General features: G+C 63.1%; 17 protein-coding genes and 1 other RNA gene. 2 read left to right on the top strand and 16 right to left on the bottom strand.

Translation table 11 applies throughout. The annotated features are described in order from the left end of the window. Positions 1–93: 93 nt before the first annotated feature. The 11 genes from AOP77_RS12600 to ftsE form a co-directional block, all read right to left on the bottom strand. Positions 94–312 carry a helix-turn-helix domain-containing protein gene (locus AOP77_RS12600; RefSeq protein WP_084622165.1) on the bottom strand — a complete coding sequence of 73 codons (219 nt, stop codon included), beginning with the start codon at positions 310–312 and terminating at the stop codon, positions 94–96. Between the two features lie 90 nt (positions 313–402). Next, the gene (locus AOP77_RS02050) at positions 403–855 is read right to left on the bottom strand and encodes a hypothetical protein (protein ID WP_062208710.1); all 453 of its coding nucleotides are present in this window, start codon (positions 853–855) and stop codon (positions 403–405) included. Next, positions 852–2,021 carry a tyrosine-type recombinase/integrase gene (locus AOP77_RS02055; protein ID WP_062208711.1) on the bottom strand — a complete coding sequence of 390 codons (1,170 nt, stop codon included), beginning with the start codon at positions 2,019–2,021 and terminating at the stop codon, positions 852–854. Before AOP77_RS02055 ends, AOP77_RS02050 begins: the two co-directional genes overlap by 4 nt. Before the next feature lie 148 nt (positions 2,022–2,169). Continuing rightward, positions 2,170–2,538: a transfer-messenger RNA gene (ssrA, locus tag AOP77_RS02060) on the bottom strand. A 116-nt stretch (positions 2,539–2,654) separates the two neighbouring features. Continuing rightward, positions 2,655–4,799 carry an MMPL family transporter gene (locus AOP77_RS02065; protein WP_062208714.1) on the bottom strand — a complete coding sequence of 715 codons (2,145 nt, stop codon included), beginning with the start codon at positions 4,797–4,799 and terminating at the stop codon, positions 2,655–2,657. An 83-nt stretch (positions 4,800–4,882) separates the two neighbouring features. Further along, positions 4,883–9,433 (bottom strand): 3-keto-alpha-glucoside-1,2-lyase-like domain-containing protein, encoded by a 4,551-nt coding sequence (locus AOP77_RS12045; RefSeq protein ID WP_201774078.1) that lies wholly within the window; start codon positions 9,431–9,433, stop codon positions 4,883–4,885. Positions 9,434–10,003: 570 nt separating this feature from the next. Next, positions 10,004–11,845 (bottom strand): DUF2207 domain-containing protein, encoded by a 1,842-nt coding sequence (locus AOP77_RS02075; protein ID WP_062208717.1) that lies wholly within the window; start codon positions 11,843–11,845, stop codon positions 10,004–10,006. 18 nt (positions 11,846–11,863) lie between these two features. Continuing rightward, the gene (smpB, locus tag AOP77_RS02080; protein ID WP_062208720.1) at positions 11,864–12,334 is read right to left on the bottom strand and encodes an SsrA-binding protein SmpB; all 471 of its coding nucleotides are present in this window, start codon (positions 12,332–12,334) and stop codon (positions 11,864–11,866) included. 103 nt (positions 12,335–12,437) lie between these two features. Beyond that, positions 12,438–13,823 (bottom strand): M23 family metallopeptidase, encoded by a 1,386-nt coding sequence (locus tag AOP77_RS02085; protein ID WP_062208723.1) that lies wholly within the window; start codon positions 13,821–13,823, stop codon positions 12,438–12,440. After that, positions 13,820–14,731, bottom strand: a complete 912-nt coding sequence (gene ftsX / locus AOP77_RS02090) for a permease-like cell division protein FtsX (protein WP_061964046.1) — start codon at positions 14,729–14,731, stop codon at positions 13,820–13,822. The genes AOP77_RS02085 and ftsX overlap by 4 nt, the downstream gene beginning before the upstream one ends. Beyond that, positions 14,728–15,420, bottom strand: a complete 693-nt coding sequence (gene ftsE, locus AOP77_RS02095) for a cell division ATP-binding protein FtsE (protein WP_061964044.1) — start codon at positions 15,418–15,420, stop codon at positions 14,728–14,730. The genes ftsX and ftsE overlap by 4 nt, the downstream gene beginning before the upstream one ends. Positions 15,421–15,617: 197 nt before the next feature. On the opposite strand from ftsE, the gene AOP77_RS02100 reads away from it, so the two are divergent. Beyond that, positions 15,618–16,040 carry a DUF1801 domain-containing protein gene (locus AOP77_RS02100; protein ID WP_062208727.1) on the top strand — a complete coding sequence of 141 codons (423 nt, stop codon included), beginning with the start codon at positions 15,618–15,620 and terminating at the stop codon, positions 16,038–16,040. A 3-nt stretch (positions 16,041–16,043) separates the two neighbouring features. Here AOP77_RS02100 and prfB read toward each other — a convergent pair whose 3' ends face one another. After that, positions 16,044–17,150 (bottom strand): peptide chain release factor 2, encoded by a 1,107-nt coding sequence (prfB, locus tag AOP77_RS02105; RefSeq protein ID WP_201774079.1) that lies wholly within the window; start codon positions 17,148–17,150, stop codon positions 16,044–16,046. Between the two features lie 49 nt (positions 17,151–17,199). On the opposite strand from prfB, the gene AOP77_RS02110 reads away from it, so the two are divergent. Then, positions 17,200–18,489, top strand: coding sequence for an ion channel protein (locus tag AOP77_RS02110; protein ID WP_062208733.1), 1,290 nt, complete (start codon positions 17,200–17,202; stop codon positions 18,487–18,489). Between the two features lie 27 nt (positions 18,490–18,516). Here AOP77_RS02110 and AOP77_RS02115 read toward each other — a convergent pair whose 3' ends face one another. Genes AOP77_RS02115 through AOP77_RS02130 form a run of 4 tightly spaced genes read right to left on the bottom strand, consistent with a single transcriptional unit; the run spans position 18,517 to position 24,098 of the window. Continuing rightward, entirely contained in the window at positions 18,517–19,881 is a 1,365-nt protein-coding gene (locus tag AOP77_RS02115) for an NAD-dependent succinate-semialdehyde dehydrogenase (RefSeq protein WP_062208736.1), read from the bottom strand. A 19-nt stretch (positions 19,882–19,900) separates the two neighbouring features. After that, complete coding sequence (locus tag AOP77_RS02120; RefSeq protein ID WP_062208739.1) at positions 19,901–21,361, bottom strand: NAD-dependent succinate-semialdehyde dehydrogenase; 1,461 nt, start codon at positions 21,359–21,361, stop codon at positions 19,901–19,903. Then, positions 21,358–22,716, bottom strand: a complete 1,359-nt coding sequence (gabT, locus tag AOP77_RS02125; protein ID WP_062208742.1) for a 4-aminobutyrate--2-oxoglutarate transaminase — start codon at positions 22,714–22,716, stop codon at positions 21,358–21,360. Before gabT ends, AOP77_RS02120 begins: the two co-directional genes overlap by 4 nt. Next, entirely contained in the window at positions 22,713–24,098 is a 1,386-nt protein-coding gene (locus AOP77_RS02130; RefSeq protein ID WP_062208745.1) for an aspartate aminotransferase family protein, read from the bottom strand. The genes gabT and AOP77_RS02130 overlap by 4 nt, the downstream gene beginning before the upstream one ends. Between the last annotated feature and the right edge of the window lie 8 nt (positions 24,099–24,106).

The following is a 24,106-nucleotide window of genomic DNA, read 5'->3' on the forward strand; positions in this document are numbered from 1 at the left end:
CCGTACTGGGCGGCGGCACCTCTGGTGAGTACGGACAACCGCAAAACATGCGCCCGTAGTTGTGAACTGTGCAGTAAGTGGGGGTGCCGATGCTCACGCGCGATCACCCGCTGAAACGAGGTCAATGCGAGTTACTGGGCGCATTGCTCGCTCGAGGTCGCGTTTGCGGATGCGTATTAGACGCTTCCCGATGCGATAGGCACGCAAGTCACCGTCGGCGATCATGCGCCGAATGGTGTCGGGGTGGCATTCCAGGAAGTGCGATGCCTTATTAATTGAGAATGTGTCTTGCTCTGGGAGCTCTGTGGACATGGCGAAACCTCGCGGTTCCGGCGCTCTGCACGATTCCGGCTGCCTCCACAGGCGAGCAACTATTTTCAGTGTAGCCGATTAGATGTGAAATTACATGAGCACGGGCGCTTTGGGGTGCCCAGGAGTGATTCCGGCAACTTCGTCGAGAACGGTTTGGGCGTTGAGCGTCGAGAAAACGTGGCGGCATGCGACGTCCATTCCCGCCTCGCTACCCCATTCGGCCAGACTAGCTACTTCAAACACATGGCCGGGCCAGTGCCGATTCCCATCCAGAGTGTTCTTAACGCGCGCAGTCTCTACGGATCGTGCCGCGTTGAGTCCCGGCGAATACTTGTAGTCCTCGGTCGCACAATAAACCGTGTCGGCCACGCTGTAGATAACTGCGAGTGCGCATCCACGCTTGCACCGATAGCGCTGCAGGGTTGCTTTGTTGAGGTATCCCCCGTCGCGCAATGCGATGTAGAGCGAATCGGCGTTCATTTGCTCAGCCTGCGCCGCCTCGGCGAGTTGCCTTATGAAGTTCGGTTCGTTTGAGGCACTCATGACTGCTCCCCTAATCCAAATACGCTCATGCGCGATGTGTTGCTGCGATCCCGGTCGAGACTTGCGTGCTGGTAGCGCATCGCGACCTCTGCACTTGTGTGACCGCCGCGATACATGAGCTCGGCAAGCGTTGCGCCTGTGCGCGCGTACTCGGTGAGACCGGTATGCCTTAGCGAATGGAATCGAAAGCCGGGGCGCACGGCCTCGCGGGCGGTACGCCATGCGAGGTCAAATGAGGACTGCGAAACCGGCACCGTGGGTTTGCCTTTGCGTGGGAGCACGGGTGCGTCATCCGGCGCGGGCGTGAAGCGCTCGAGGTGGTCGCGAATCATCGGAACCAGCTCATTGGGGATGGATAACTCGCGCGCAGATCCGGCCTTGGGCGTCGTATAAGTCGGCGGCGTGGCCTTCGCGTTCCACTGTCGCGCAATGTTCACCGTCGCCCGCGGAGCGTCCTCGAGGTGACGGAAGTCGCGGCGCTGCAAGCCGAGCACCTCGCCCTGGCGCATCGCGCACCATGCTCCAAGCATCACGGATACGCGCAACGATTCCGGCACGGCGGTCGCCAGCGCCTCAACCTCTGCGGGGGTCGCGAGGTCGGAACGGGCTAGCCCTCGGTCGCGTCGCTTTCGGGTGGATTCGATATGCGCGGCGAATGGTGACGCGGTGATGCCGCCAGCGCCCGCGGATATGGCGGCGAGGAACATGGAGCGGGTCACGCGCGCGACGTTTGTCCACGCGCCGGGCGTTGCCTTGAGCTTGCCGAGCATTGTGTCAATGTCGGCGCTTGCAACGTCCATGAGCCGCATGTGGCCGATGGAGGGGACGATGTGCGCTTTCAAGGTCGAGCGATAGGAGCGAATGGTAGCGGGGGTACGCCCTGCACCCTCAAGGCGTTCGATCCAGTCATAGCCCCACTGTGCGACCGTGGTCGCCTCCACAAGCTCCAGAACGTCTTGGGACGCACGATTTTGGCGCATCGCTGACGGGGGGATGAATATCCCTCGCGCCATTTCTGACCGTGCGATCGCCATCGCCGCCTTAGCGTCGCCCAGCGTGTAATAGTTGCCAATCGAGTGCTGCTTACCACGCCAGTACAAGCGCACTCGGAACATGCCCTCTGCGGACACGTTTATGCCTCGAGGCATGCTCGCGGGCTTCGCCATGACAATCTCCCCAACTCGCCGGTCTAACGCAAGTCTAGTCAATTGCACTGACATGCGGTACTGTGCGTACTAGTGCGACTTGCACCAACAAGTGAATGTGCTGGTAACAGGGGAAAGCCCCTGGTACCCGAAGGCACCAGGGGCTCTATCGTGGAGATGCCGGGAATCGAACCCGGGTCCGCATGTTCATAGCCAGGTCTTCTCCGGGCGCAGCCTGAAGAATATTTCTCGGCCCCTCACCAACATCAGGCAAGCCGATGAGATGGGCCCAGTCATCTAAAAGTCCCGAACCTCCCGATGACGGAGAGATCCAGCAAGTTCCCTAGATGACGCCAGGAACCAGGTCGGGAACTACCCTGGGCTGACGGACTTCATTGCGCTCGCTTAAGCAGCGAGGGCGAAGTCGGTGCGCTTGGAATCGGCACCTATTAGTTTGCTGGGAGCGTTAACGAGATAACCCAACATCCTCGGCCCGCTTCCCCTGGGAAGTAAACACACGTCGAAACCGATCATCCCCTGTGCAGTTATGACTCCAGTCTAACTGGGACGCCCGACACGCAACACCCCTACTCATCTAAGTGGACCTCAAGCAACGGCCGAGGCTCGGCAGCTCAAGGGTGATATGACGCGAACTCACCTCGTCGCTTCCATTTTGGGTTGTCCTGGACGCAGAGCCGACGCCTTGCCCGGGCGCCACCAATTCCACTGACCTAACAAAGTCATGGTCGCAGGCAACAGCAAGCCACGAATCAAGGTCACATCAATCAAGATTGCGACCACCATCCCGATGCCGACCTCCTTCATCGCGGTCAGCGAGCCCAGCGCGAAGGCGAGGAATACGATCCCCATCGCGACAGCGGCGAGCGTCACGACGGGACCAGTCTTTGAGATTCCATCCAGGACAGCGATCCGATTGGCTTCACGCGGAGCCAAGGTCCGATCCCTCCTCCTCCACTCCTCGTTGATGCGTGCGAGCAGGAACACCTGATAGTCCATCGACAACCCAAAGGCGAGCATTCCAATGAATAGCGGCGTCGTGACGTCCAACGCTCCCCAGGGGTCAAAGCCCAGCAAGTCGCTCGCCCAGCCCCATTGAAATACCGCGACGAGAACGCCCAACGTAGCCGTGATCGTCAGTGCATTGAGCAACAGTGCCTTGAGGGGAACGACGACCGATTTGGTCAGAACAAATAGCAAGGCGAACGTCGACACAACAATAAAGAGCAGCGCGAGCGGTAACCGCTGCGTGAGATGGTCAATCGAGTCCACAACCTCGGCGGCAGGCCCGCCTACTGCAAAGGACAATGGAGAGTCGATCTGGCGAATGTCGCGCACCAGCGTCTGAGCGTCAACGCCCGTTGACGTCCCCAGAGGAGTGAACTCCACTACCGTCACCGAGCTTGGAAGATCGGGAACCTGCCGCGCCTCATCAACTGTCCCGAATGACGCAGCCTCATCGAGAAGAGCGCGGACCTCGGGTTCCGAGACGGAGGCCTCGACGACCACGATCACAGGTTCAACTCCAAGATCCTGGAATCCATTGGTGATCGACTCGTATGCCCCTCTCTCCTCAGTCTTTGCCGGAAGTGAGTGAATGTCGGAACTGCCCAGGGTGAGAACAGCCAAGGGTGCAGCCATGATCAGCAGGGCGCCGGTGACAATGGCGGAAACGTAGATGGGGCGCCGTTGAGCAAAGGAGGTGAGCCGCCCCAATAGACCCCGCCCGCGCTGCGTTGCCAGGTCACGTCGGCGACCCCACCGTCGCTCCCCTTTTGCTGGAATTCGAGCGTGAATCACGGCGATCATCGCGGGAACGAAAGTCAGCCCCACAGCGGTCGCACCGATCACGGCCACCGAGCCGCCAATGGCCATACCGCTGAGCATCGGATCGCCCAAAACCAGCATCCCGCCGAGGGCAATGCAGACGGCGATGCCAGAGACCAGCACCGCCCTGCCTGCTTGCGCCATCGTACGACCCAGAAGCGAAACTGGGTTTGCTTGCGGGTCAAGCTCGCGTTCTTCCTGAAAGCGGGCTATCACCAGGAGACTGTAATCGACAGCCAAGCCCAGGCCCAGGATCGTCATGATGTTGATGGCAAATTCGCTGACCGAAACCACAGTGACAGCCACTCGCATCAAGAGCAAAGCACTCGCAATCGCTACAAGCGCCGCAAGAATCGGCACCCCTCCCACTCGGAAACGCCCGAGCACGACAGTCAGCAAAATAATTAAAACTAAGATTGCGCCCGCCTCACCGATCGACGCCTCACGCACAGCTCGGTCGACGAACTCCTGTTCGCCAAGTAGCTCTCCACCTACTTGGACCAGCGGGGCGGGCATGGTTCGGAGGATTTCCGCTACCTGATCTGCAACCTCGAGCGCTTCCTCATTTTCCAAGTCACCAGCGAGTTCGACGCTCACCAGCGAGCTTCGACCGTCGTCGCCGATGAGGCCACCGGCAGTGTAAGCATCGATCACTTCAACGACGCCCGGCATTTCACGGATACGTTCCATGACAACGGGCGCCGCCGCGACCAAAGCTGGCGAATAGAAGTCCTCGCCAGAGATCACTCCTAGAACCGCCGGGCCCTCGGGATTGAGCTCATCCAAGTGCGCGTCGACCTGCATTGACTCAACACCCGGAGGCGCCGCGTCAATATCGACCGTCTTGTCAAAGACGGCACCACCGAAAATTCCACCAACGAGGGCTATGACCGCCCACGCCCCGATAACGACATATGGGCGACGCGCCACTGACTTGCCGAGTCTCTCAAGCATGAAACCAAACCTCTCCGCTCCACTCACTAGAAGAGCGAGGGCCCCGGCATCGAAGCGATGCCGGGGCCCTGCCACTTGTGATGCTAGTTAACGTGCTGGTCGTACCTGTAGAGGAACGCAGCCATGGCGTCACGTGTGGTGAGCGCGGTGGGACGGAACTCCTTAGAGCTACCCACCTGCCAACCTGTAGTGATGCCCGTGTCAGCAAGCCACGTGATCTCCTTGTAGAAGTTGCCGCCAACCTTGAGATCCTTGAACGGCGAATTCTTGGGAGCGGTCCACGAGGGACTTCCCGTGGAACGATACAAGAATGCAGCGATCGCTTCACGAGTAATCGGCTCGTACGGACGGAACTCCTTACCCTTCGGTGTCGACCAACCAGTGGAAATATCCTCCTGGTTCAACCACACCATCTCCTTATAGAACTTAGTCTGAGGAGTGATGTCAGCAAACGGCGACCGGGCAGGCAGCTCCACCGCGGGTGAACCGGCCTGACGGTACAAGAACGCCGCCATCGCATTGCGGTCGATCGTGCCGAATGGACGGAACTCCTTACCCTTCGGAGTCGACCAACCAGTGGAAATACCCTCGGCACTCAACCATGAAATCTCCTTGAAGAACTTGGTCGATGCAGTGACATCGAGGAACTTCACAGGAGTGGGTTCCGGATCAGGAGTCGACTTTTTGGAGACCGTCACATTGAACGACGTCTTGATGGACGTGTCCTGGTCGTAGGTCACCGTGAGCGTCACGTCACCAGCAGTCGACGAATCGAAGCCGGTCACGGTGAACTCGCCGTCGGTCAGAACGTCGGTGGCCGAGTCGCTCCACGTAGACGTCACCTCCAAGCCATCGAGGTCCAGCTCATCACCCACCGTGTAACCGGTCTTGGTCGGCAACTGTGTCACCTCGATCGACTCCACCGTGGCAGGCTCCTCGATGTCCTGGCGCTCGCCGAGCGACAGCACGTCGAAGTTGACGTTGCCGTCATCGCCCGACTCGAAGCTCAGCTTGACGGCATTGGCACCAGCGTCGAGTTCCACGTCACGGGTGACGGTCGCCCACTTGTTCCAAGCCCCGGTCCGCGGGAACACCCAGTCCCCGGTGTCCTCGCCATTGACGAACAGACTCACTGTCTTGTCGCCATCGAACGGGTTGGGCCCGTTCGCGTAGCGGACGTTCACCGGATAGGTGCCCGCCTCGTCGACATTGACCGTGATCGTGGCGGACGAGCCCTCGTTCCAGGTGCCGCCCACATAGCCGGCTCCCGAGTAGCCACTGTGCTCGGTGTCGATGAACGCGCCAGATGCCAGCGTGCCCTCCTCCGCCTCGTACCAGTCGCCCTCTTCGTAAACCGAGACGTCGAACGTCGTGGTGATCGACTCGTCCGCGACGTACGTCACCGTGAGCGTCACGTCCCCCGCCGCCGATGAATCGAAGCCAGCCACCGTGAACTCTTCATCAGTCAGCACCTCGCTGGCCGAATCGGGTCCGTTCGCCGTGACCTGCAGACCGCCGAGGTTGAGCTCGTCACCCACCACGTACTCCGTGGCGTTCGGGAGCTGAGTCACCTCGATCGACTCCACGACGAAGTCGGGGACCTCGATCTCCTTGATCTGGATGTCGCGGAACGACACCGTCTCGTTGGCACCGTGGTTCTGGATGCCCACGAATCCTTGGGTGAGATCACGGGCAGGATCGGTGCTCGTGAAGTCGTTCACGAGCGTCCCATTGAGGTAGACCTTGATTTTTTGCCCGGTCACCTCGATGTCGTACGCGTTCCACTGACCCACGGGGTTCAGCGATGCCTCGACGGCGTCCGCATCGGCGCCCTGGAACGTGTAGATGGCACCGGTGGTGCGATCTGCGGCGTCCGTCGCGTCGATCTGAATCTCGTATCCCTGGTTGATTGCAACGCCCGTGTCAGTCCCGGGGTTCGGGAAACCGACGAACACGCCGGCGTTGTGGTCGGCCACGAGCTTCCAGTCGAGCTTGAGGCTGTAGGACTCGAACTCCTGATCCTGGTACCACAGGAGGCCCAAGCCGCCCGAGGTCAAGAGGGTGCAGTCCGACTGACGTCCGAAGGAGCCATTTCCTGCGTGCCTCCACTCCTCGAAGCTCGCCAATGTGCCGTCGAACAGCGACGTGTAGCCCTCTTCGGGGTCCACCGGGGTGCAGATGTCGAGCGTGTCTCCCACCGACAGGGCGTCGATGTTGACGTTGCCGTCGTCATCCTGGTCGTATCGAAGGGCGACGGTGTTGACGCCCGCGTTGAGCTCGACGTCCCGAGAGACCGTCGTCCAGGTCTTCCAGTCAGGCAGGCCTGGCAGTGTCCACGGTCCAACCTTCTCTCCATTGACGTACAGGGAGAGGTCTTTGTCGCCCGGAGCCGGGTTAGGGCCGCTTGCGTAGCGCAGGTGAATCGGGTGAGTACCCGCCTCATCCACGGTCACGGGGAACGATACGCCAGCGCCGACGTCCCGGATATTGTCGACGAACCCGGTGCCCGAGTAGCCGTTGTGCTCGCTATCCACCTGTGCGGTGCCGACTAGAGCCGACTCCTCAGCCTCGTACCAACCAGTGTCGGCCGGCGCCTCGTACCCTGGTAGCGAGTTGAGGGTGTACCAAGCCTCGGTGCTCCACAGCTCCTTCTCGGTCGCGGATTCAAACGGTCGCGGAGACCGCAGGTAAACCACATGTCCAGGCTGGAGGCCGTCGACGGCCAAGGTAACCGTGGCTCGGTCCTCAGACACGGTGGCGTCGGTGACGAACAGCGTCTCCTCGCCAATCTTGGGGCCGCCGTACTGAGCCGTAGGCGTGTAGCTCCACTGCTTTACGGAGTAGGAATCCGCGATGTTCGAGGCCGTCTCCTCTGAGATAGGCTCCGTGTACTCAATCTCGAAGCCACCCTCGACGACGCGCATCTCCTTCATATCGAAGGAGTCCTCGCTGACGGGAGAGAGTTTCTGCAGGCCGAAGCGCAGCTTGCCTGACTCTCCCCAGTTGCCGCCCTCACCCGTGCCGCCGATGTACAGCGAACCGTCGGGACCATAGATGACGCGGTTAACGCCGACCTCGAGGCCTGCGGTGTGGCGGAAAGCCGCACCCTGGTACTCGCCGTCGACCTCTTCGATAAACGCGCGCTGCACGCCTCCGTAGGTCACGTCGCCGAACAGCATTTGACCGGAGAAGTCACCCTCCTCCACGAGCACGGGGGTGCTTGGCGAGTTGCCGATCTCATTCTGGGGCAGCCACACCACAGGCGGCGTCACCGGATTGGAGTCGAACGGTCCCGCCGGGTTTGTGTAGTGGTTGAAGAACCGGTCCTGCTCGACGTGCACGAGTTTCGAACTCGGTAGCCACCCGCCCTGGTTGTCCATGGCGAAGATCTCGCCGTCCGGTCCAAAGCCGATGCCGTTGGGCGTGCGCAGTCCACCCGCGACATACGACAGCTCTCCAGTCTCACGATCGATCGCGATCGTGGTGCCGCGATTCTCCGCAGGCTGCGGGTTGGTGGTTGCGCCACCGTTGTTGATCGCGACTGACAGGTTGACGTAGAAGCTGTCCTCGTCGTGGATCAAGCCGAACGCGAACTCGTGGAAGTTACCGCCGTCAGGCCATTCCGCGAGCGTGGTGTGCACGTCGTAGAAGCCATCGCCGTCGGGGTCGGTCAGCTCGGTGAGTTGGTGGCGCTCCGAGACGAATATCGAGTCTCCGATCACATCGACGCCCATCGGGTTGAGTAGGTCGGTGGCGACCTTGGTTGCGGTGACATCCTCTGGGCCGCTTGCCTCGCCCGCGCCCTCGACAAGGAAGACCTCGCCGGGCTCTGCGTTGGGCACCCATCCACCCGAGCTCACCGAGCCGGAGGTGCTGACGAGCAACTCGCCGTCGTCGTTGAATGCCATGCCGGTCACCTTAGGCTCGAAGCCGTCGGGACGGATGTCCACCAAGTCGTAGTTGGGGTTCACGGTGTCGAGACGGAGCCCGTCGCCCGCGGTGTCCTGAGCGCCCTCGCAGTACTTGAACCCCGGTGCGGTCACGCGAACCACGCCAGCCTCGGTACTGAGCACGCTATCGGGCACCACTTCGTACTCGCTCGCGCCGGGCGGGCTCCATTCGAGGGTGAGAACCTGGCCGTACCGGTCCTCAAAGTGTTCGACGAACATGTCGTGCGCTCCTGCTGTCAGCGAGACGCTGCCATCGACCGTTACGGCACCGTGGAGGCCGTCATTGCTGATGATCTGCTCGCCGTCTATGTGCAGCGCCGAGCCGTCGTCGCTGGTGAGGCGGAAGTCGTAAGAGCCATCCGTGGGGACCGTGAGGGTCGCCGAGACGTGGGTGACAAAGTGATCCGTGCCGCCAAAGTCCTCGTCGGCCTCGAGATCGATCTCGGAGATGAGCCGGTCAACGTTAGGTGTTTGGCCTGACTTCAGCGTGCATAGCTCGGTCATGCCGGGCGGCATGTGATACGTGCGCATAGTTGCGCCAGGTTCGTGCTCGGCGTCCGCCGCGGCGGGAGTGCTCAACCCAGCGACGAGCAGGCTCGCGCACAGCGCGCCCACACCGATCGATCGGGGCTTCACACCGTGGTAGTTGGTGCGCCGGTCTGGCGCTCGATGTAAGAGGGGCATCGTTGCTCCTTGTCGTAGGGAAACTGAAGAATGAGGCATCATTGCCACTTTGTTCAGCACATCACTTCGCCACGCTACACAACTTTTGCCTCAGAAACGACCACTTATGTACTTTCTTCGACAAAGGATCATAAGATCAAGTTTTGTGGGCATTTCAACATAGAAGCGCCGACTTTTGAGTATGAGTGCACTCAAGAACTGGCGACTTTGATAACGATAGATAACGGTGACTCGGCGAAAGTTCGGTACTTGCGTATCGACTTCGTAATCTTTAGTAATCTCCCAACCATCTTTTGTATGTTGGGAATCATATCTTGGCGCGGGATCCGATGGCGCCGGGGATTCTGAGTGCTTTTGGCCGGCTCTCACCGCAGTACTTACCTCTCTCCGACCGACGTCCCCCATGTCAGAGAGGACGTTTGTCTGAGGGGATCCGCCGACCCCCTCTGCGGTCTCGCCCTGTTGTTCCTCGCGGCCACCTCGAGCGCCGCCTTGCAGTTGCGACACGGCTGCCGGAGTCGACGGGACTGCCCTACCTGCCCTTGAAGCCTTGCAGTAATAGCGTGCGGTCTACCAGCCGCCGCCACCGCCGCCAAAGGAGCCGCCACCCGAGAACCCGCCACCACCGCTGAAGCCGGAACTTCCACTGGTGCTGGGGGTGGGTGCGCTGATAGCGGAGTCGACCTGCGTCGCGAAGCTGTCCATCTGGCGTCCAAAGCCCTGGGAGGCGAGCCAGAATCCGCCAATCGCATAGCCGCCGTACCAAGCCGGCTCGGGCATCGAGTACCCCTGAGCGGCGAGCGCCTCAAACTTCTTGGACCACTTGTCCGCGATTCCGAAGGCGATCGCATACGGCAGGTAGCGGCTGAAGATGTCCTTGCCCTCTTCAAAACGCAACTGCTCAGCATCGGCCGTCTCGAGGTACAGCTCGAAGCCTCGCGTTTGCGAGAGAACCCGGGTGCCTTCGGCGGTGCGCGCCGGCGCAGCCTTGATGGTGGCCAAAATGACGATGCCAAAGATGACGAAGGGAACAGCAAGCAGTGCGTACGTGGTTGCGGCGAACAGGACAAAGACGGCTCCCAGGCCAAAGAGCAGCATGAACGTGCCCTTCACGCCCCACGCCATGCGCGCACTCGCGGGATTACCGCGGAACCATCCCAGATCTGTCACATTGGCGTACAGCTGGGACTGCACCACACCCATGTCCGCCGCAAAGGTGGTCTTCAGCGCCGAGAGCGTCACGCTCTCGCGACCCTCGAAGATCGCATCAAACAGGCTGCGCTCATACGCGACCATGCGCCCGTCAGTGGGAAGCAGCTTGACGAGCGTGTAGTCGGACGGCTCGGCCTCGGGGTGCGAGGGGTCCGTCACAGGATCGATGCGCAGGAAGCCTCGAACTGCCAGGTCAACGATGGTCGCGGTGACGTCACGAGGATCCGCCTTCTCATCGATCAGCGTCCCCAGCTGTCCGGGGTGTAGGCCGGGCGGCGGCTGAAACTCGACCGCCACGGGAGCCTTCTTGTCGCGCCGAGTGACCACCGCATCGTCCCCCAGTCCGGGGCGCAGCCCAGGCGTAAGGTCCGCGAACTGGTCGTCGGTCGCCTTGCGCCGTAGCGACGGGATCAGAAGCAACAACCCACCGACGAGGATAGCCAGGCTGCCTCCCACTGTTAGCGGCGTGATCGCGACGTAGTCAGCGAAATCCTCGTGCTCCTGGAGGATGGGTGTCGTGTCAAACGTGCCCACCGGGTAGAGCGTGTCAATGGTGAAGGGCGTGTAGGCGTTGACCGTCGCCTGGCGAAAAACCGTCGTCGTACCGTTCTCGGTGACAGCGTCGCAGGGACTGTCGCCGCCCACGGCACCCGTGAAGCACTGCGCGGCAGTCGCTTCCACCGGGGAGTTCACGGTGACTGTCATGTTCGAGATGGGAGTCCCCCACGAGTCTCCCACCACGTTGAGATAGAACTCGTCGCCAAGGCTGGACGTGTTCAGAATGCCGTCCACCGTGTAGGTCAGCTGGTACGTCTGAGTACCTGAGACGTCGTCCACGTACTCGGAGCCCACGCGCACTTCCGCCCAATTCTCGCCATAGCTCACGCTGAGGTCGTCGGGCGCCCCCGATGGGGATGTGACCGCCACATCGTCGATCGAATAGATGCGGTCGTGGTCGTCGTCGTACGCCACCCGAGTGGGAAAGGTCCAGATGACTCCGTGGCCCGGGTCGTCGCCAAAGTTGAAGTCGATCTCGGTCGTCACGTGAATCGGACCGTCAGCGGTCAGGTCGTACGTGGCATCCCAACGAGTCACCTGGCGACCGGGAAAGTCATCGGGAGCATCTGTCACGGCGGCGTGCGCCACGACGGGAACCAGCGCCGCTACCGCGGCGAGTACAAGGGAGCCAAGAATACGCATGGCCCCATCATGCCGTGCCTACTGGCCTTGCTTGCGCAGGCTCATCGCCCGCTGGGCCTCACGGTTGTCCTGTTGCTCGCGCAGTGTCTGGCGCTTGTCGTGCAGCTTCTTACCGCGACCGATGCCGATTTCAATTTTTGCGCGGCCCTTCACAAAGTAGAGCTTCAACGGGACGATGGAAAAACCCTTCTCGCGGGTCTTGATCGTCAGTTCGTGAATCTGCGAGCCGTGCAACAGCAATTTGCGGCGGCGCTTGGCGGCGTGATTAGTCCACGTGCCCTGCGCGTACTCAGAAATATAGACATTCTCGAGCCATGCCTCGCCATTGTCGATCGCGACATAGCCATCGCCGATGGTGGCGCGGCCCGCGCGCAGCGACTTCACCTCGGTGCCCGTCAACATCAGCCCGGCCTCGAAGGTCTGGTCAATGAAGTAATCGTGTCGCGCGACGCGGTTAGTCGCGACGACGTTGATCTTTTCCTCGGCCATGACTCACCTCCTCGACTCGTGACGACGCATGGCTTGCGGTGCGACCTACGAGTGTATGCCCTCAGGATGACGGGGGCGGAATCGGCGGCCTGACAGTCCGCCTCTAATTCAGGATCGACATGGGATTTACGGTTGCGCCGTTGACGTAGACCTCAAAGTGCAAGTGGCACGCGGTGGAACTACCGGTATTGCCCGAGTAACCCACTAGCTGCCCCTTCGCCACGTGTTGCCCCGCTGACACAGCAAACTGTGAGAAGTGGTTGTAGCTCGACATCACCGCATTGCCGTTGATGATGCCGTGGTCAACTAAGACCTGGTTTCCGAATCCCGCTCGGTAGGTGGCCCATGCCACCGTGCCACTGGCAGCCGCATATATAGGGGTGCCGCAATAGGCGCGGAAGTCAGTTCCAGCGTGCAGTCTGTTGTAGTGGAAGATCGGGTGGAAACGCATCCCGTATTCGGACGTGATGTAAGGCACCTTGGTGGGGTAGTTCATCCACCCGGAGCCCACAGCTCCCTGCTTTCCGGCTTCCTCCGCAGCAGCCTCCGCCTCTTCCTTGCTCTTCTGGGCGGCGAGGGCGGCCTTGCGAGCGGCTTCCTCCCGGGCCTTCTTCTCCGCTGCGACCTTCTTGGCGGATAGATCCTTCACATCCGCGAGGAGTGCAGCCTCGAGGGCCTCCTGCTCTCGCTGGTCGTTGAGGTACTTCTGGCGTTGCGCCTCGAGGACCTCCTTCTGCTCCTTCACCTTGGCGAGCAGCTCGTCGACCGCCTCCTTTTTGCGCTTGGCTTCATCGCGAGCGGCGTCGGCGATCACGACGAGCTCGTCGGCCTGAATCTTGAGGTCACTGATGTAGTCGCGCACGGCCACCTGGCGCGTGCCGCGGTTGCGGTTCACTGCCGCAATCTCCTCGACTTCGCCCAGAGCATTGGACTCGACTCGCGACAGCGAGTGCTGCACCGTGAAGTCATTCACGAACTCTGAGGATGTCTTGGCGCCGAACACCACCGACAGGCTGTCTTCCTGTCCCGCGCCTTTGTAAGACTCGCGGGCGAGCGCGGCGACGGTGTCCTGGAGCGCGGAGACCTTTTCGTTGTCGCTGTCGATCTCCTTGGTCAGTGCCTCGTCCTGGGCCTTGGCAGCATCAAGCTTGTCCGCGACGATGCCCTGCTGGACGATTGCCGAGTCCAGCCGGTCTTGCGCGTCCTTGAGGTCCTTCTGCAGCGGGGGCAACTGGTCGTTGAGATCGTTTAGCTTCTCGTTCGCCTCGATGATGCTGGCATCAGTGCCTTCCAACTCTGAGGCGAGTTCTTCTTGGCGCTCCTTAGCAGCCGCAGCCTCGTCGTTCTTCTTCTCAATCTCCTTGTCCCAATCGGTCTCCGTTCGGACGTCGTTGGGTGACGCTATTGCGGTGGAGAACGCGTAGCCGGACACCAGTAATACCAGCACGATGGCTGCGGCCAGGGCAAGAATTCTGCGGGAGATGATCATGCGCGCGTGTACTTTCCGAGCGTGATGAAGGAGGCGACGGCCGCAAGGCCGATGGCGATTACCAGCAACCATGGCGCGACGTTCAGGACGTCATCGCCGCCCACGTATTGGACCCAGTCAACCGACTGCTTGAGCCAGTCCTCGACCAGATACCGCACGCCAAACCAAAGGGTGACGACGGCGAGCACGGCACCGGCAGTCGCGGCCACCGCGCCCTCGAGCATGAACGGCAACTGGATGAGCGAGCGCGAGGAACCTACCATCCGCATGATGTTGGTCTCCTTGCGCCGGCTCAACGCGCTCAGCCTGACGGTGGTCGTGATCAGCAGAATGGCGGCCACCAGCATCACGATGGCGAGCCCGGCCGTCACGAGCGTCGCGGCGTCCATGAAGCGGAAAAGATCGGAGAAGATTTCCCGTTGGTCCTGCACGGTCTCCACGCCTGGCAACCCGGCCGTGGCATCGGCTACTACCTGGAACTGTTCGGGGTCCGCGAGCTTGACGCGGAAAATGGGCTGCATCTGGTCCGCGGTGAGCGAGGAGAAGACGCCGTCGGAGTCTTGCGCAATGAACTTCTCGTAGGCCTCTTCGCGCGACTCGTAGTAGACGCTCTGCACCAGGTCGCCCACGGCGCCGTTGTCGAGCACTTCCTTGATGGAGTCCTCCTGCACGGTGGTGACGGGACCGGCGGCGCACTGCTCGGTGCGCGCGTTCTCCGGACACAGGAAGATCGACACCTCGACCTTGCCGTACCAGTCGTCCTGCAGCTGGCCCAGCTGCACCTGGATGAGCGCGGCGGAGCCCACAAAGGTGAGCGACACAAAGGTGACCAGGATGACGGACAGCGCCATCGTGGAGTTGCGGCGCAGTCCATTCCAGACCTCACCAAAGATAAATCGGAGCCTCACGCGCGCTCCAATCCGTACACACCGCGGTCCTGGTCACGTACCACGTGTCCGCCCTTGAGCTCGATCACGCGCTTGCGCATCTGGTCCACGATCTCGTCATCGTGGGTCGCCATCAGGACGGTGGTACCGGTGCGGTTGATGCGGTCCAGCAGGCGCATGATGCCCACTGACGTGCCGGGGTCCAGGTTTCCCGTGGGCTCGTCGCACAACAGGATGGGCGGGTGGTTGACGAACGCGCGCGCGATCGCGACGCGCTGCTGTTCACCACCGGAGAGCTCGTGGGGCAGGCGCTTCTCCTTGCCGGCCAGGCCCACCAGTTCGAGCATCTCCGGGACAGAGGAGTTGATGGTGGCGCGGTTCTTGCCGATCACCTGTAGCGCGAACGCCACGTTTTGAAACACGGTCTTGTTGGGCAGCAGGCGGAAGTCCTGGAACACGGCGCCAATTTCGCGGCGCAGGTGAGGCACGCGCCAGCTCGACAACTTGTTCAGGTGGCGTCCCGCGACGTACACGTTGCCGGACGTAGGGCGCTCTTCGCGCAGCACCAACTTGAGGAAGGTCGACTTGCCGGAGCCGGACGAACCCACCAGGAATACAAAGTCTCCGCGCTCGATTTCGACGTCCACGCCATCGAGGGCAGGACGTGCACCACGGGTGTAAACCTTGCTTACGTTATCTAGTCGAATCATGTTTCCGGGCGCGAGGGGAAGGACTCGTGCCACCGGCATCGTAAGCAAGCCGCTTGGGGCACTCGGGAAGGCGCGCCGATGCGTGTCGTGTGGGGGTCGTCACACGCTCGCCTCCCGTTCAGTCACGCATTCAGGCAGACGTCGCCCGTTGATCCTGGCAGGAGCGGTGCCGGTGGCTTCTGGGTACCGTTAAAGGCATGGACGATGCCGAATCGCTACCGCAAGAGTTTGCCGCCGTGCTCGCCGACTACCCGGACGCCGTAAGGAACCAGATATTGGCCCTGCGAATACTCGTACTGGAGGTGGCATCGGCGACCAGTGGAGTGGGCGAGCTTTCCGAGGAATTGAAGTGGGGCCAGCCCAGCTTCCTCACCCGCCAGACCGGTAGCGGGACCACCGTGCGCATTGACCGTGCGAAAGGCTCCGATGACGTGGCCGTGTTCACTCACTGTCAAACGCCGCTGGTCGACGACTTTCGCGCCGAGCATGGAGACCGGTTCCGTTACGACGGAAAACGCGCCATCGTCTTCGCCAGTGACGCACCTCTACCCGAGGCGGAATTGCGCGAGCACGTGCGCGCAGCGCTGACGTACCACTCCGCCAAGAGGGCGAGAAGCTAGAAGTTAGGAGTCCTGGCCGCGGCGCCAGCGGATGCCAGCATCGATGAACGCGTCGATATCGCCGTCGAACACTCCCGTGGTGTTACCCGACTCGTGCTCCGTGCGCAGGTCCTTGACCATTTGGTACGGGTGCAGGACGTAGGAGCGCATCTGGTCACCCCAGGACGCCTTGATGTCGCCTGCGAGCTCCTTCTTCTGCGCGGCCTCCTCCTGCTTCTTCAGCAGCAGCAGGCGGGACTGCAGCACACGCATGGCGGCGGCGCGGTTCTGGATCTGGCTCTTCTCGTCCTGCATGGATACCACGGTGCCGGTGGGCAGGTGGGTGATACGCACGGCGGAGTCCGTGGTGTTGACGGACTGGCCACCGGGACCCGAGGAGCGGAAAACGTCCACCTTGATGTCCGCATCGGGAATCTCGATGTGGTCGGTGCCCTCAATCAGCGGGATGACCTCGACGGCGGCAAAGGAGGTCTGGCGGCGGCCCTGATTGTCGAACGGGCTAATCCGGACCAGGCGGTGCGTGCCGGCCTCGACGGACAGGTTGCCAAAGGCGTAGGGGGCGCTCACCTCGAAGGTGGCGGACTTGAGGCCGGCCTCTTCCGCGTAGGACGTGTCCATGACCTTGGTGGGGAACTCGTGGCGCTCTGCCCAGCGCAGGTACATGCGCAGCAGCATCGCGGCAAAGTCGGCGGCGTCCACGCCACCGGCGCCCGAGCGAATGGTGACGACCGCGTTGCGCTCGTCCCACTCCCCCGTCATCAGGGTGCGCACCTCCATCGCGGTCAGGTCCTTCTTGAGCGTGGCGAGCTCGCCCTCCGCCTCGGTGAGGGTGGCAGCGTCGTCGCCCTCGGTACCCATCTCCACCAGCACCTCAAGGTCGTCGATACGCTGCGTAAAGGATGCGAGCCGGTCCAGCTCTCCCTGCGCGTTACTGAGGGCGCTGGTCACGGCCTGGGCGTTGTCCTGGTCGTCCCACAGGTCCGGCGCGGTGGCCTGCTGCGAGAGGTCGGCGACCTTCTCGCGCAAGGCATCAGGGTTGGAGACGGCCTCGATCTGCGCGAAGGTCGAGCGCAGCGCGGAGATTTCAGCAGGAAAGTCGATGGCAGCCACAACGAGCCAGTCTAGTCGGCGCGCGCAGTAGTGCCCGTATGCTCGACGCATGAGCAGCGAAGTGGCCGAGAAGCGTATGCACCGTCAGCTCATGCGGCTGGCCATCCCGGCCGTCGTGATAGGCGTCCTGTCCGCGGGACTCCTGTGGGCAATCGACAGCGTCGCCGAGGTTATTGAGCACGCAATCTGGGGCTCGCTGCCCGCCGCACTGGGCGCCGCTCCCGACGCGGCATGGTGGATCATCGGAGTTCTCACCGTGACGGGAGTCGCGGTCGGTGCCATCATCAAGTACGCGCCCGGCCACGGCGGGCACGACTCCGCCACTACCGAACTCATTGCCCCGGTTCTGAAGTTAAGCGCGCTTCCGGGCGTTGCCGCTGCGCTAATCCTGGGCCTCGCTGGCGGCGTCAGCCTGGGCCCCGAGAGCCCCATCATCGCCATCGCGGTCGCCCTGGCAGTGTCGTTATGCCGCAAGTTCGCGCCGCGCGTTCCCCCTGCCTATGTCCTCATGATGGCCGCCGCCGGAATGCTGGGCGCGATGTTCGGCACCCCCGTGGCGGCCGCCCTGCTGCTCACCGAGACCGTTGCCGCCGCCAAGAAGGGCGGCCTGCTGTGGGACCGGTTGTTTGGCCCCGTCGCCGCCGCCGGCACGGCTGCCCTCGTCGCTGATGCGCTCGGCATCTCCATGGCGGGCCAGGGGCTGATCCCCGACTACGGCGGCCCGGAACTGTGGCACGTGCTGGTCGCCATCCCCATCGCACTGGTCGCGGCACTCGTCGGCATTGCCGCCGCGTGGGCGATGCCTCGCCTGTGGCACCTGTTCCGTAGCTTAAAGAATCCGCTGTTGTACGTGACCGCGGGCGGCGCCGTCCTGGGAATACTGGGAGCGATTGGCGGGCCCATCACGCTGTTCAAGGGCAGTGACCAGACCGCGGAGCTGATAGGTCGGGCCGACTCAATGAGCGCATGGGCGCTCATTGCGGTGGCGGTCATCAAGGTCGCCGCGCTCGTGGTCGCCGCCGCCGCGGGATTCCGAGGCGGCCGCATCTTCCCCTCGCTATTCATTGGCGTCGCGATTGGCCTCACTGCCAACTCGCTATTCCCCGACATCCCGCTCGCCTTGGCATTGGCGTGCGGCGTCCTAGGCATGGTGCTCGCGGTCGGGCGCGACGGGTGGCTCGCCCTGTTCCTCGCGACCGCCCTCGCCGGCGACGTGTCCATCATGTCCGTGCTGTGCATCGTCGTCTTGCCAGTGTGGCTACTGGTCACATCCGCCCCGGAGATGATCGTTCACGAGCCAGAGGAGCTGGAGGCCGAGAAGGCCGACCCGCTCCTTTAGCCGCCACCGCCGGCCAGACTCCGCGCGCTACGCGGCGGTGCGGATGAGCTTCTTGTTCACGAACTCGTCCGCGGCCAGCAGGCCCATCTCCCGTGAGGTGCCGGACCGCTTCACGCCACCAAAGGGGAGCTCGGGGCTGTCGGCGAGCACGCAGTTGATGTAGACCATGCCCGCGTCGATGGACTCTGCGATCCGCGAGGCCTGCTCGGGGTCCGTGGTGTAGACGTAGCTGCCCAGCCCGTAGTCCGTCGCGTTGGCGAGATCCACGGCCTCCTGTTCGCTCGTCACCTTGTAGATGGTCGAGGCAGGACCGAACAGCTCCTGCCGGTAGACGTCCATTTCAGGAGTGACATCGGTCAGCACTGTGGGCGCATAGAAGGCCCCCTCGCGGGTACCTCCTAGCGCTAACGTCGCCCCCTGCGCCACGGCGTTGTTCACCTGCTCCTCAAGCCGTTCCGCCGCGAGCAATGACGAGAGCGGGCCAATGGTGCAGTCGTCAAAGCCGTCGCCCATGGTGGCGTCGCTCATCGCGGTCGTGAACTTCTCCACAAACTCGTCGTACAGGTCCTCGAGGACGATGAACCGCTTGGGCGCATTGCACGACTGGCCGGAGTTATCCAGACGCGCCTCAACGGCCTGGTCAACCACCGAGCCTAGGTCCTCGGTCGACAACACGATAAACGGATCGGAGCCGCCCAACTCGAGCGCGACCTTCTTGAGGTTTGCCCCGGCGAGGGCCGCGACGGCGGAGCCGGCACGCTCGGAGCCCGTCACCGACACTCCCTGGACACGAGGGTCGGCGATGATGGTGGCCGCCTGGTCATTGCTGGCGTACACGTTGACGTAGACACCTTCGGGGAAGCCGGCATCCGCGTACATCTGCGCGATGGCCGCGGAGGACTCCGGGCACTGCGGAGCGTGCTTGAGGATGATGGTGTTGCCCAACACTACGTTGGGGGCGGCGAAGCGTGCCACCTGGTAGTACGGGAAGTTCCAGGGCATGATCCCCAGCAGAGGGCCGATCGAAGAGCGCTGGATGACCGCGGAGCCCGCTCCCAGAATCTCCAGCGGAGTGGCGCCCGTGAACTTGTCCCAGTTGTCGGCGTAGAACTCGGTGATGTCTGCGGCGAACTCCACCTCGCCGGTCGCGTGTGACAGCGGCTTGCCCATCTCACGCACGATGATCGCCGCGAGGTCGTCCATGCGTTCGCGGTGCAGCTCGGCCACCTTGCGCACCATCGCGGCCCGCTCCTCGGGGGTGGTCTGACGCGCCCACGTGCGGTGTGCGGAATCAGCTGCGGCGATGGCGGCGGCGATCTCAGCATCGGTCGCCACGGGGTATTCGGCATGGACCTCGCCCGTCGACGGGTTAGTGACTGCGTAGCTGCTCATGACTCTCCTCTATTCCGCGCTAGTCGGCGGGGATCAGCGTGTACTTGGTGGACAGATACTCGTGAATTCCTTCGAGGCCGCCCTCGCGGCCAAGTCCTGACAACTTGACGCCGCCGAACGGCGCAGCGGCGTTCGAGACCACGCCCACGTTGAGCCCCATCATGCCCGTCTCCATGAGATCGATCATGCGGTGCCCGCGAGCAAGGTCCCTGGTATAGACGTAAGAAACGAGACCGTACTCGGTGTCGTTCGCGAGCGCGACGGCCTCCGCCTCGTCAGAGAAGGTCGCGATAGCCAGCACTGGACCAAAGATCTCGGCGGTGAGGATATCGCTACCGGGTTGCACGTTCGCCACCACGGTGGGCTCATAGAAGGTGCCCGGCCCGTCGATGGCCTCGCCGCCGGTCATGATCTGCGCGCCCTTGGCCACCGCGTCCGCCACCAGGTTGGCTGAGGTCTCTACGGCTGAGTCATTGATCAGCGGCCCGATGTTCACGCCGTCCTCGGTGCCCCGTCCCACCTTCATGGCGGTGACGCGCTCAGTGACACGCTTGGTGAATTCCTCCGCGACGGACTCGTGAACGATGAAGCGGTTGGCTGCCGTACAAGCCTGACCGATGTTGCGGAACTTCGCGGCCATGGCGCCTTCGACAGCGGCATCGAGGTCCGCGTCTTCGAACACCACGAACGGCGCGTTACCGCCGAGCTCCATCGACACGCGCAGCACGCGCTCCGACGCCTGCGAGATGAGCGTGCGGCCCACCTCGGTGGACCCGGTGAAGCTCAGCTTGCGCAGCCGCGGGTCCGCAATGATGGGGCCGGAAACCTCGCGCGAATGGTGGGTGGTGATGACGTTGACGACGCCGTCAGGAACCCCCACCTCCTGCAGCACCTTGGCGAAGTAGAGTGTCGTCAAGGGGGTCAGTTCCGCCGGCTTGACCACCACGGTGCATCCGGCGGCCAGCGCGGGGGCAATCTTGCGGGTCGCCATCGCGAGCGGGAAGTTCCACGGCGTGATGAGGAAGCACGGCCCCACGGGCCGTTGTGAGACCACCATGCGGCCGGTGCCTTCGGGGTTGAGCCCATAGCGGCCGGTCACCCGCACGGCCTCCTCGGAGAACCAGCGCAGAAACTCGTTGCCGTAGGCCACCTCGCCGCGCGCCTCCGCGAGGGGCTTGCCCATCTCTAGCGTCATGAGGAGAGCGAATTCGTCCGTACGTTCGCGTACCAACTCAAAGGCGGAACGCAACAGTTCCGCACGCACGCGCGGCGCCGCCGCGGCCCACTCGTCGGCGGCCGATGCTGCGGCGTCGAGGGCTCGCAGTCCGTCCCCTACCCTCGCCGATGCGATGGTCCGGAGAGTCTTGCCAGTCGCGGGGTCGCTCACATCGAGTGTCTCGCCGCTTTCGCCGTCCCTCCACTGTCCGCCAATGAACAGCTGGTTCGGGACTGATGCCAACAGGTCCGCTTCAGAAATCATGAGATCCCCTTCAAGGCCGCGGCGACCACGTCGAGGCCCTCGTCGAGTAGTTCGTCGCTGATCGACAGCGGCGGCAAGAAGCGGACCACGTTGCCATACGTTCCACAGGTCAGCAGCACCACGCCCTGCGCGATGGCCGCCTTGGCCACGCCAATGGCGAGGGCAGCATCGGGCTCCGTGGTGCCGGGCTTGACGAACTCGGCCGCCACCATCGCGCCGCGCCCGCGCACGTCGCCGATGCGAGCATCGGCTGCTTGGATCTGTAGGAGCCTGTCTACGAGCCTGACGCCGATCTCGCTCGCGCGCTCCACCAACCCGTCGTGCTCGAAGGCCTCGATGGACGCGAGCGCGGCTGCGCACGCGATGGGGTTGCCGCCGTACGTGCCACCCAGGCCACCCACGTGGGGTGCGTCCATGATCTCGGCACGACCAGTGACTGCTGCGAGGGGCAGCCCACCCGCGATCCCCTTGGCAGTGGCGATGAGATCCGGCACCACGCCAAACAGTTCGGACGCAAACATCGCTCCGGTGCGGGCGAATCCCGTCTGCACCTCGTCGGCAATGAAAACCACCCCGTTTGCGGTGCACCACTCGCTGATCGCTTCAAGGAAGCCATCGGCCGGGACGATGAAACCGCCCTCGCCCAGGATCGGCTCGATGATGACCGCGGCGAGGTTGCCAGCGCCCACTTGCTTCTCGATGACGGAGATCGACCGAGCCGCAGCCTCCGCGCCGCCCAGCCCGTCGTGAAACGGATAGCTCACGGGCGCCCGGTACACCTCGCCGGCAAACGGCCCGAAGCCGCTCTTGTAGGGCATGGACTTGGCGGTCAGCGCCATCGTCAAATTTGTGCGGCCGTGATAAGCGTGGTCGAAGGCGACGACCGCCTGGCGACCGGTGAACTTGCGGGCGATCTTGACCGCGTTCTCTACTGCCTCCGCGCCCGAATTGAACAGCGCCGACTTCTTGGCGTGGTCCCCGGGAGTGAGCCTGTTGAGCGCCTCCGCGACAGCGACGTAGCCCTCGTACGGCGAGATCATGAAGCACGTGTGGGTGAACGCGGCGACCTGCCGCGTCACGGCCTCGACGACGCGCGGGTGGGAGTTGCCGACGCCCGTCACGGCGATGCCGGAGCCCAGGTCAATGAGTGAGTTTCCGTCGGCGTCGACAATGACGCCTCCCCCGGCGGCCACGGCGGCGATCGGCACGGTGTGCGCGACGCCCGAGGCCACCGCCTCGGCCTTGCGTGCCAGAAGTGCTAAGGACTTGGGACCCGGAATGGCGGTCACCATCCTCCGCTCCTGCGGGAGCCCTGGTCCACCTAGGACCTGATCAGACGTCATTGTGTCGGTCATGATTTCGACCTTAGACCAGGGTTCGCGAGCGCCGCATGGTCTGCGACCTCGAGCGCCGTGTCCAGCGCGTCCAGGCCCCCGCGAAGCTCGTCCTCGGTGATCACCAGCGGCGGCGCCACGTGCATCCTGTTGAAGTGGATAAACGGCCAGACTCCGCCCCTCTTTGCTGCCGCAGCTAAAGCAGTCATGGGTGCCGCATCGGCGCCCGAGGCGTTGTACGGAACCAGCGGCTCGCGGGTGGTGCGATCACGCACCAGCTCCACAGCCCAGAACAGCCCCGTGCCTCGGATCTCGCCCACGGACGGGTGGGTCTCGAGCCACCCCTCGAGTACCGGCCGCACGACCCGCTCCCCCAGGTCCCTCACGTGAGCCAGGATGCCGTCGCGCTCGAAGACCTCGAAGGTCGCCACGCCCGCCGCACAGGCCAACGGGTGACCCGAATAGGTCAATCCACCGGGGAAGGCGCGGTCGTCGAAGGTACTCGCGATCCGGTCGCTGATGACCACCCCACCCAGCGGGACGTACCCGGAGTTGATGCCCTTGGCGAACGTAATCAAGTCCGGCACTACCTCGTGTGCCTGGAACGCGAACCACTCGCCCACGCGACCAAAGCCCACCATGACCTCGTCCGCGATGAAGACAATGTTGTATTTGTCGCACAGCGCGCGGACGCCGGCGAGGTAGCCGGGCGGCGGGATGAGCACGCCATTGGTGCCCACTATCGTCTCCAGCACGATCGCGCCAATGGTGGACGCACCCTCCAGGATGATGGTCTGCTCGAGGTGCTCCAGCGCGCGAGCGCCCTCCTCTGCCTCATCACTTGCGTGGAACGCAGATCGATACGCGTAGGGCCCAAAGAAGTGCACGACCGAGGGGTCCCCGGGCTCGTTCGCCCAGCGGCGCGGGTCACCCGTCATCGACATCGCAGTGGTCGTGTTGCCGTGGTAGCTCCGGTACGCCGCAAGAACCTTGCGCTTGCCGGTCGCAAGACGCGCCATCCGCACCGCATTCTCATTCGCGTCGGCCCCACCGTTGGTGAAGAACACCTTGGTGAACGGCTCCCCAGCGACACCCACAATGAGCCGAGCGAGCTCGCCGCGCACGTCGTTCGCCACGGAAGGCTGGATCGTGGCGAGCTTGCCCGCCTGCTCCTGAATCGCTGCCACGAGGTCGGGTTGCTGATGGCCTAGGTTGAGGTTAACCAGTTGAGAGGAGAAGTCGAGGTACCGGTTGCCCTGGTAGTCCCAGAACTCAGCGCCCAGCCCACCTGCGACGGGCAGTGGGTCAATGTGGGCCTGGGCACTCCACGAGTGGAACACGTGGGCGCGGTCGTCCGCCCTGACTCGGGCCTCGGCGTCGGAGGTGGCTTCGTGTGCGGTCATGATTCTCC

It is taken from the genome of Demequina oxidasica (assembly GCF_000975115.1).
Taxonomy (GTDB): domain Bacteria; phylum Actinomycetota; class Actinomycetes; order Actinomycetales; family Demequinaceae; genus Demequina; species Demequina oxidasica.

What these genes read in the sequence shown, in the direction of transcription:
- AOP77_RS12600 (WP_084622165.1), bottom strand. Translation starts at nt 312, where the DNA reads ATGTCCACAGAGCTCCCAGAGCAAGACACATTCTCAATTAATAAGGCA.
- AOP77_RS02050 (WP_062208710.1), bottom strand. Translation starts at nt 855, where the DNA reads ATGAGTGCCTCAAACGAACCGAACTTCATAAGGCAACTCGCCGAGGCG.
- AOP77_RS02055 (WP_062208711.1), bottom strand. Translation starts at nt 2,021, where the DNA reads ATGGCGAAGCCCGCGAGCATGCCTCGAGGCATAAACGTGTCCGCAGAG.
- AOP77_RS02065 (WP_062208714.1), bottom strand. Translation starts at nt 4,799, where the DNA reads ATGCTTGAGAGACTCGGCAAGTCAGTGGCGCGTCGCCCATATGTCGTT.
- AOP77_RS12045 (WP_201774078.1), bottom strand. Translation starts at nt 9,433, where the DNA reads ATGCCCCTCTTACATCGAGCGCCAGACCGGCGCACCAACTACCACGGT.
- AOP77_RS02075 (WP_062208717.1), bottom strand. Translation starts at nt 11,845, where the DNA reads ATGCGTATTCTTGGCTCCCTTGTACTCGCCGCGGTAGCGGCGCTGGTT.
- smpB (WP_062208720.1), bottom strand. Translation starts at nt 12,334, where the DNA reads ATGGCCGAGGAAAAGATCAACGTCGTCGCGACTAACCGCGTCGCGCGA.
- AOP77_RS02085 (WP_062208723.1), bottom strand. Translation starts at nt 13,823, where the DNA reads ATGATCATCTCCCGCAGAATTCTTGCCCTGGCCGCAGCCATCGTGCTG.
- ftsE (WP_061964044.1), bottom strand. Translation starts at nt 15,420, where the DNA reads ATGATTCGACTAGATAACGTAAGCAAGGTTTACACCCGTGGTGCACGT.
- AOP77_RS02100 (WP_062208727.1), top strand. Translation starts at nt 15,618, where the DNA reads ATGGACGATGCCGAATCGCTACCGCAAGAGTTTGCCGCCGTGCTCGCC.
- AOP77_RS02110 (WP_062208733.1), top strand. Translation starts at nt 17,200, where the DNA reads ATGAGCAGCGAAGTGGCCGAGAAGCGTATGCACCGTCAGCTCATGCGG.
- AOP77_RS02115 (WP_062208736.1), bottom strand. Translation starts at nt 19,881, where the DNA reads ATGAGCAGCTACGCAGTCACTAACCCGTCGACGGGCGAGGTCCATGCC.
- AOP77_RS02120 (WP_062208739.1), bottom strand. Translation starts at nt 21,361, where the DNA reads ATGATTTCTGAAGCGGACCTGTTGGCATCAGTCCCGAACCAGCTGTTC.
- gabT (WP_062208742.1), bottom strand. Translation starts at nt 22,716, where the DNA reads ATGACCGACACAATGACGTCTGATCAGGTCCTAGGTGGACCAGGGCTC.
- AOP77_RS02130 (WP_062208745.1), bottom strand. Translation starts at nt 24,098, where the DNA reads ATGACCGCACACGAAGCCACCTCCGACGCCGAGGCCCGAGTCAGGGCG.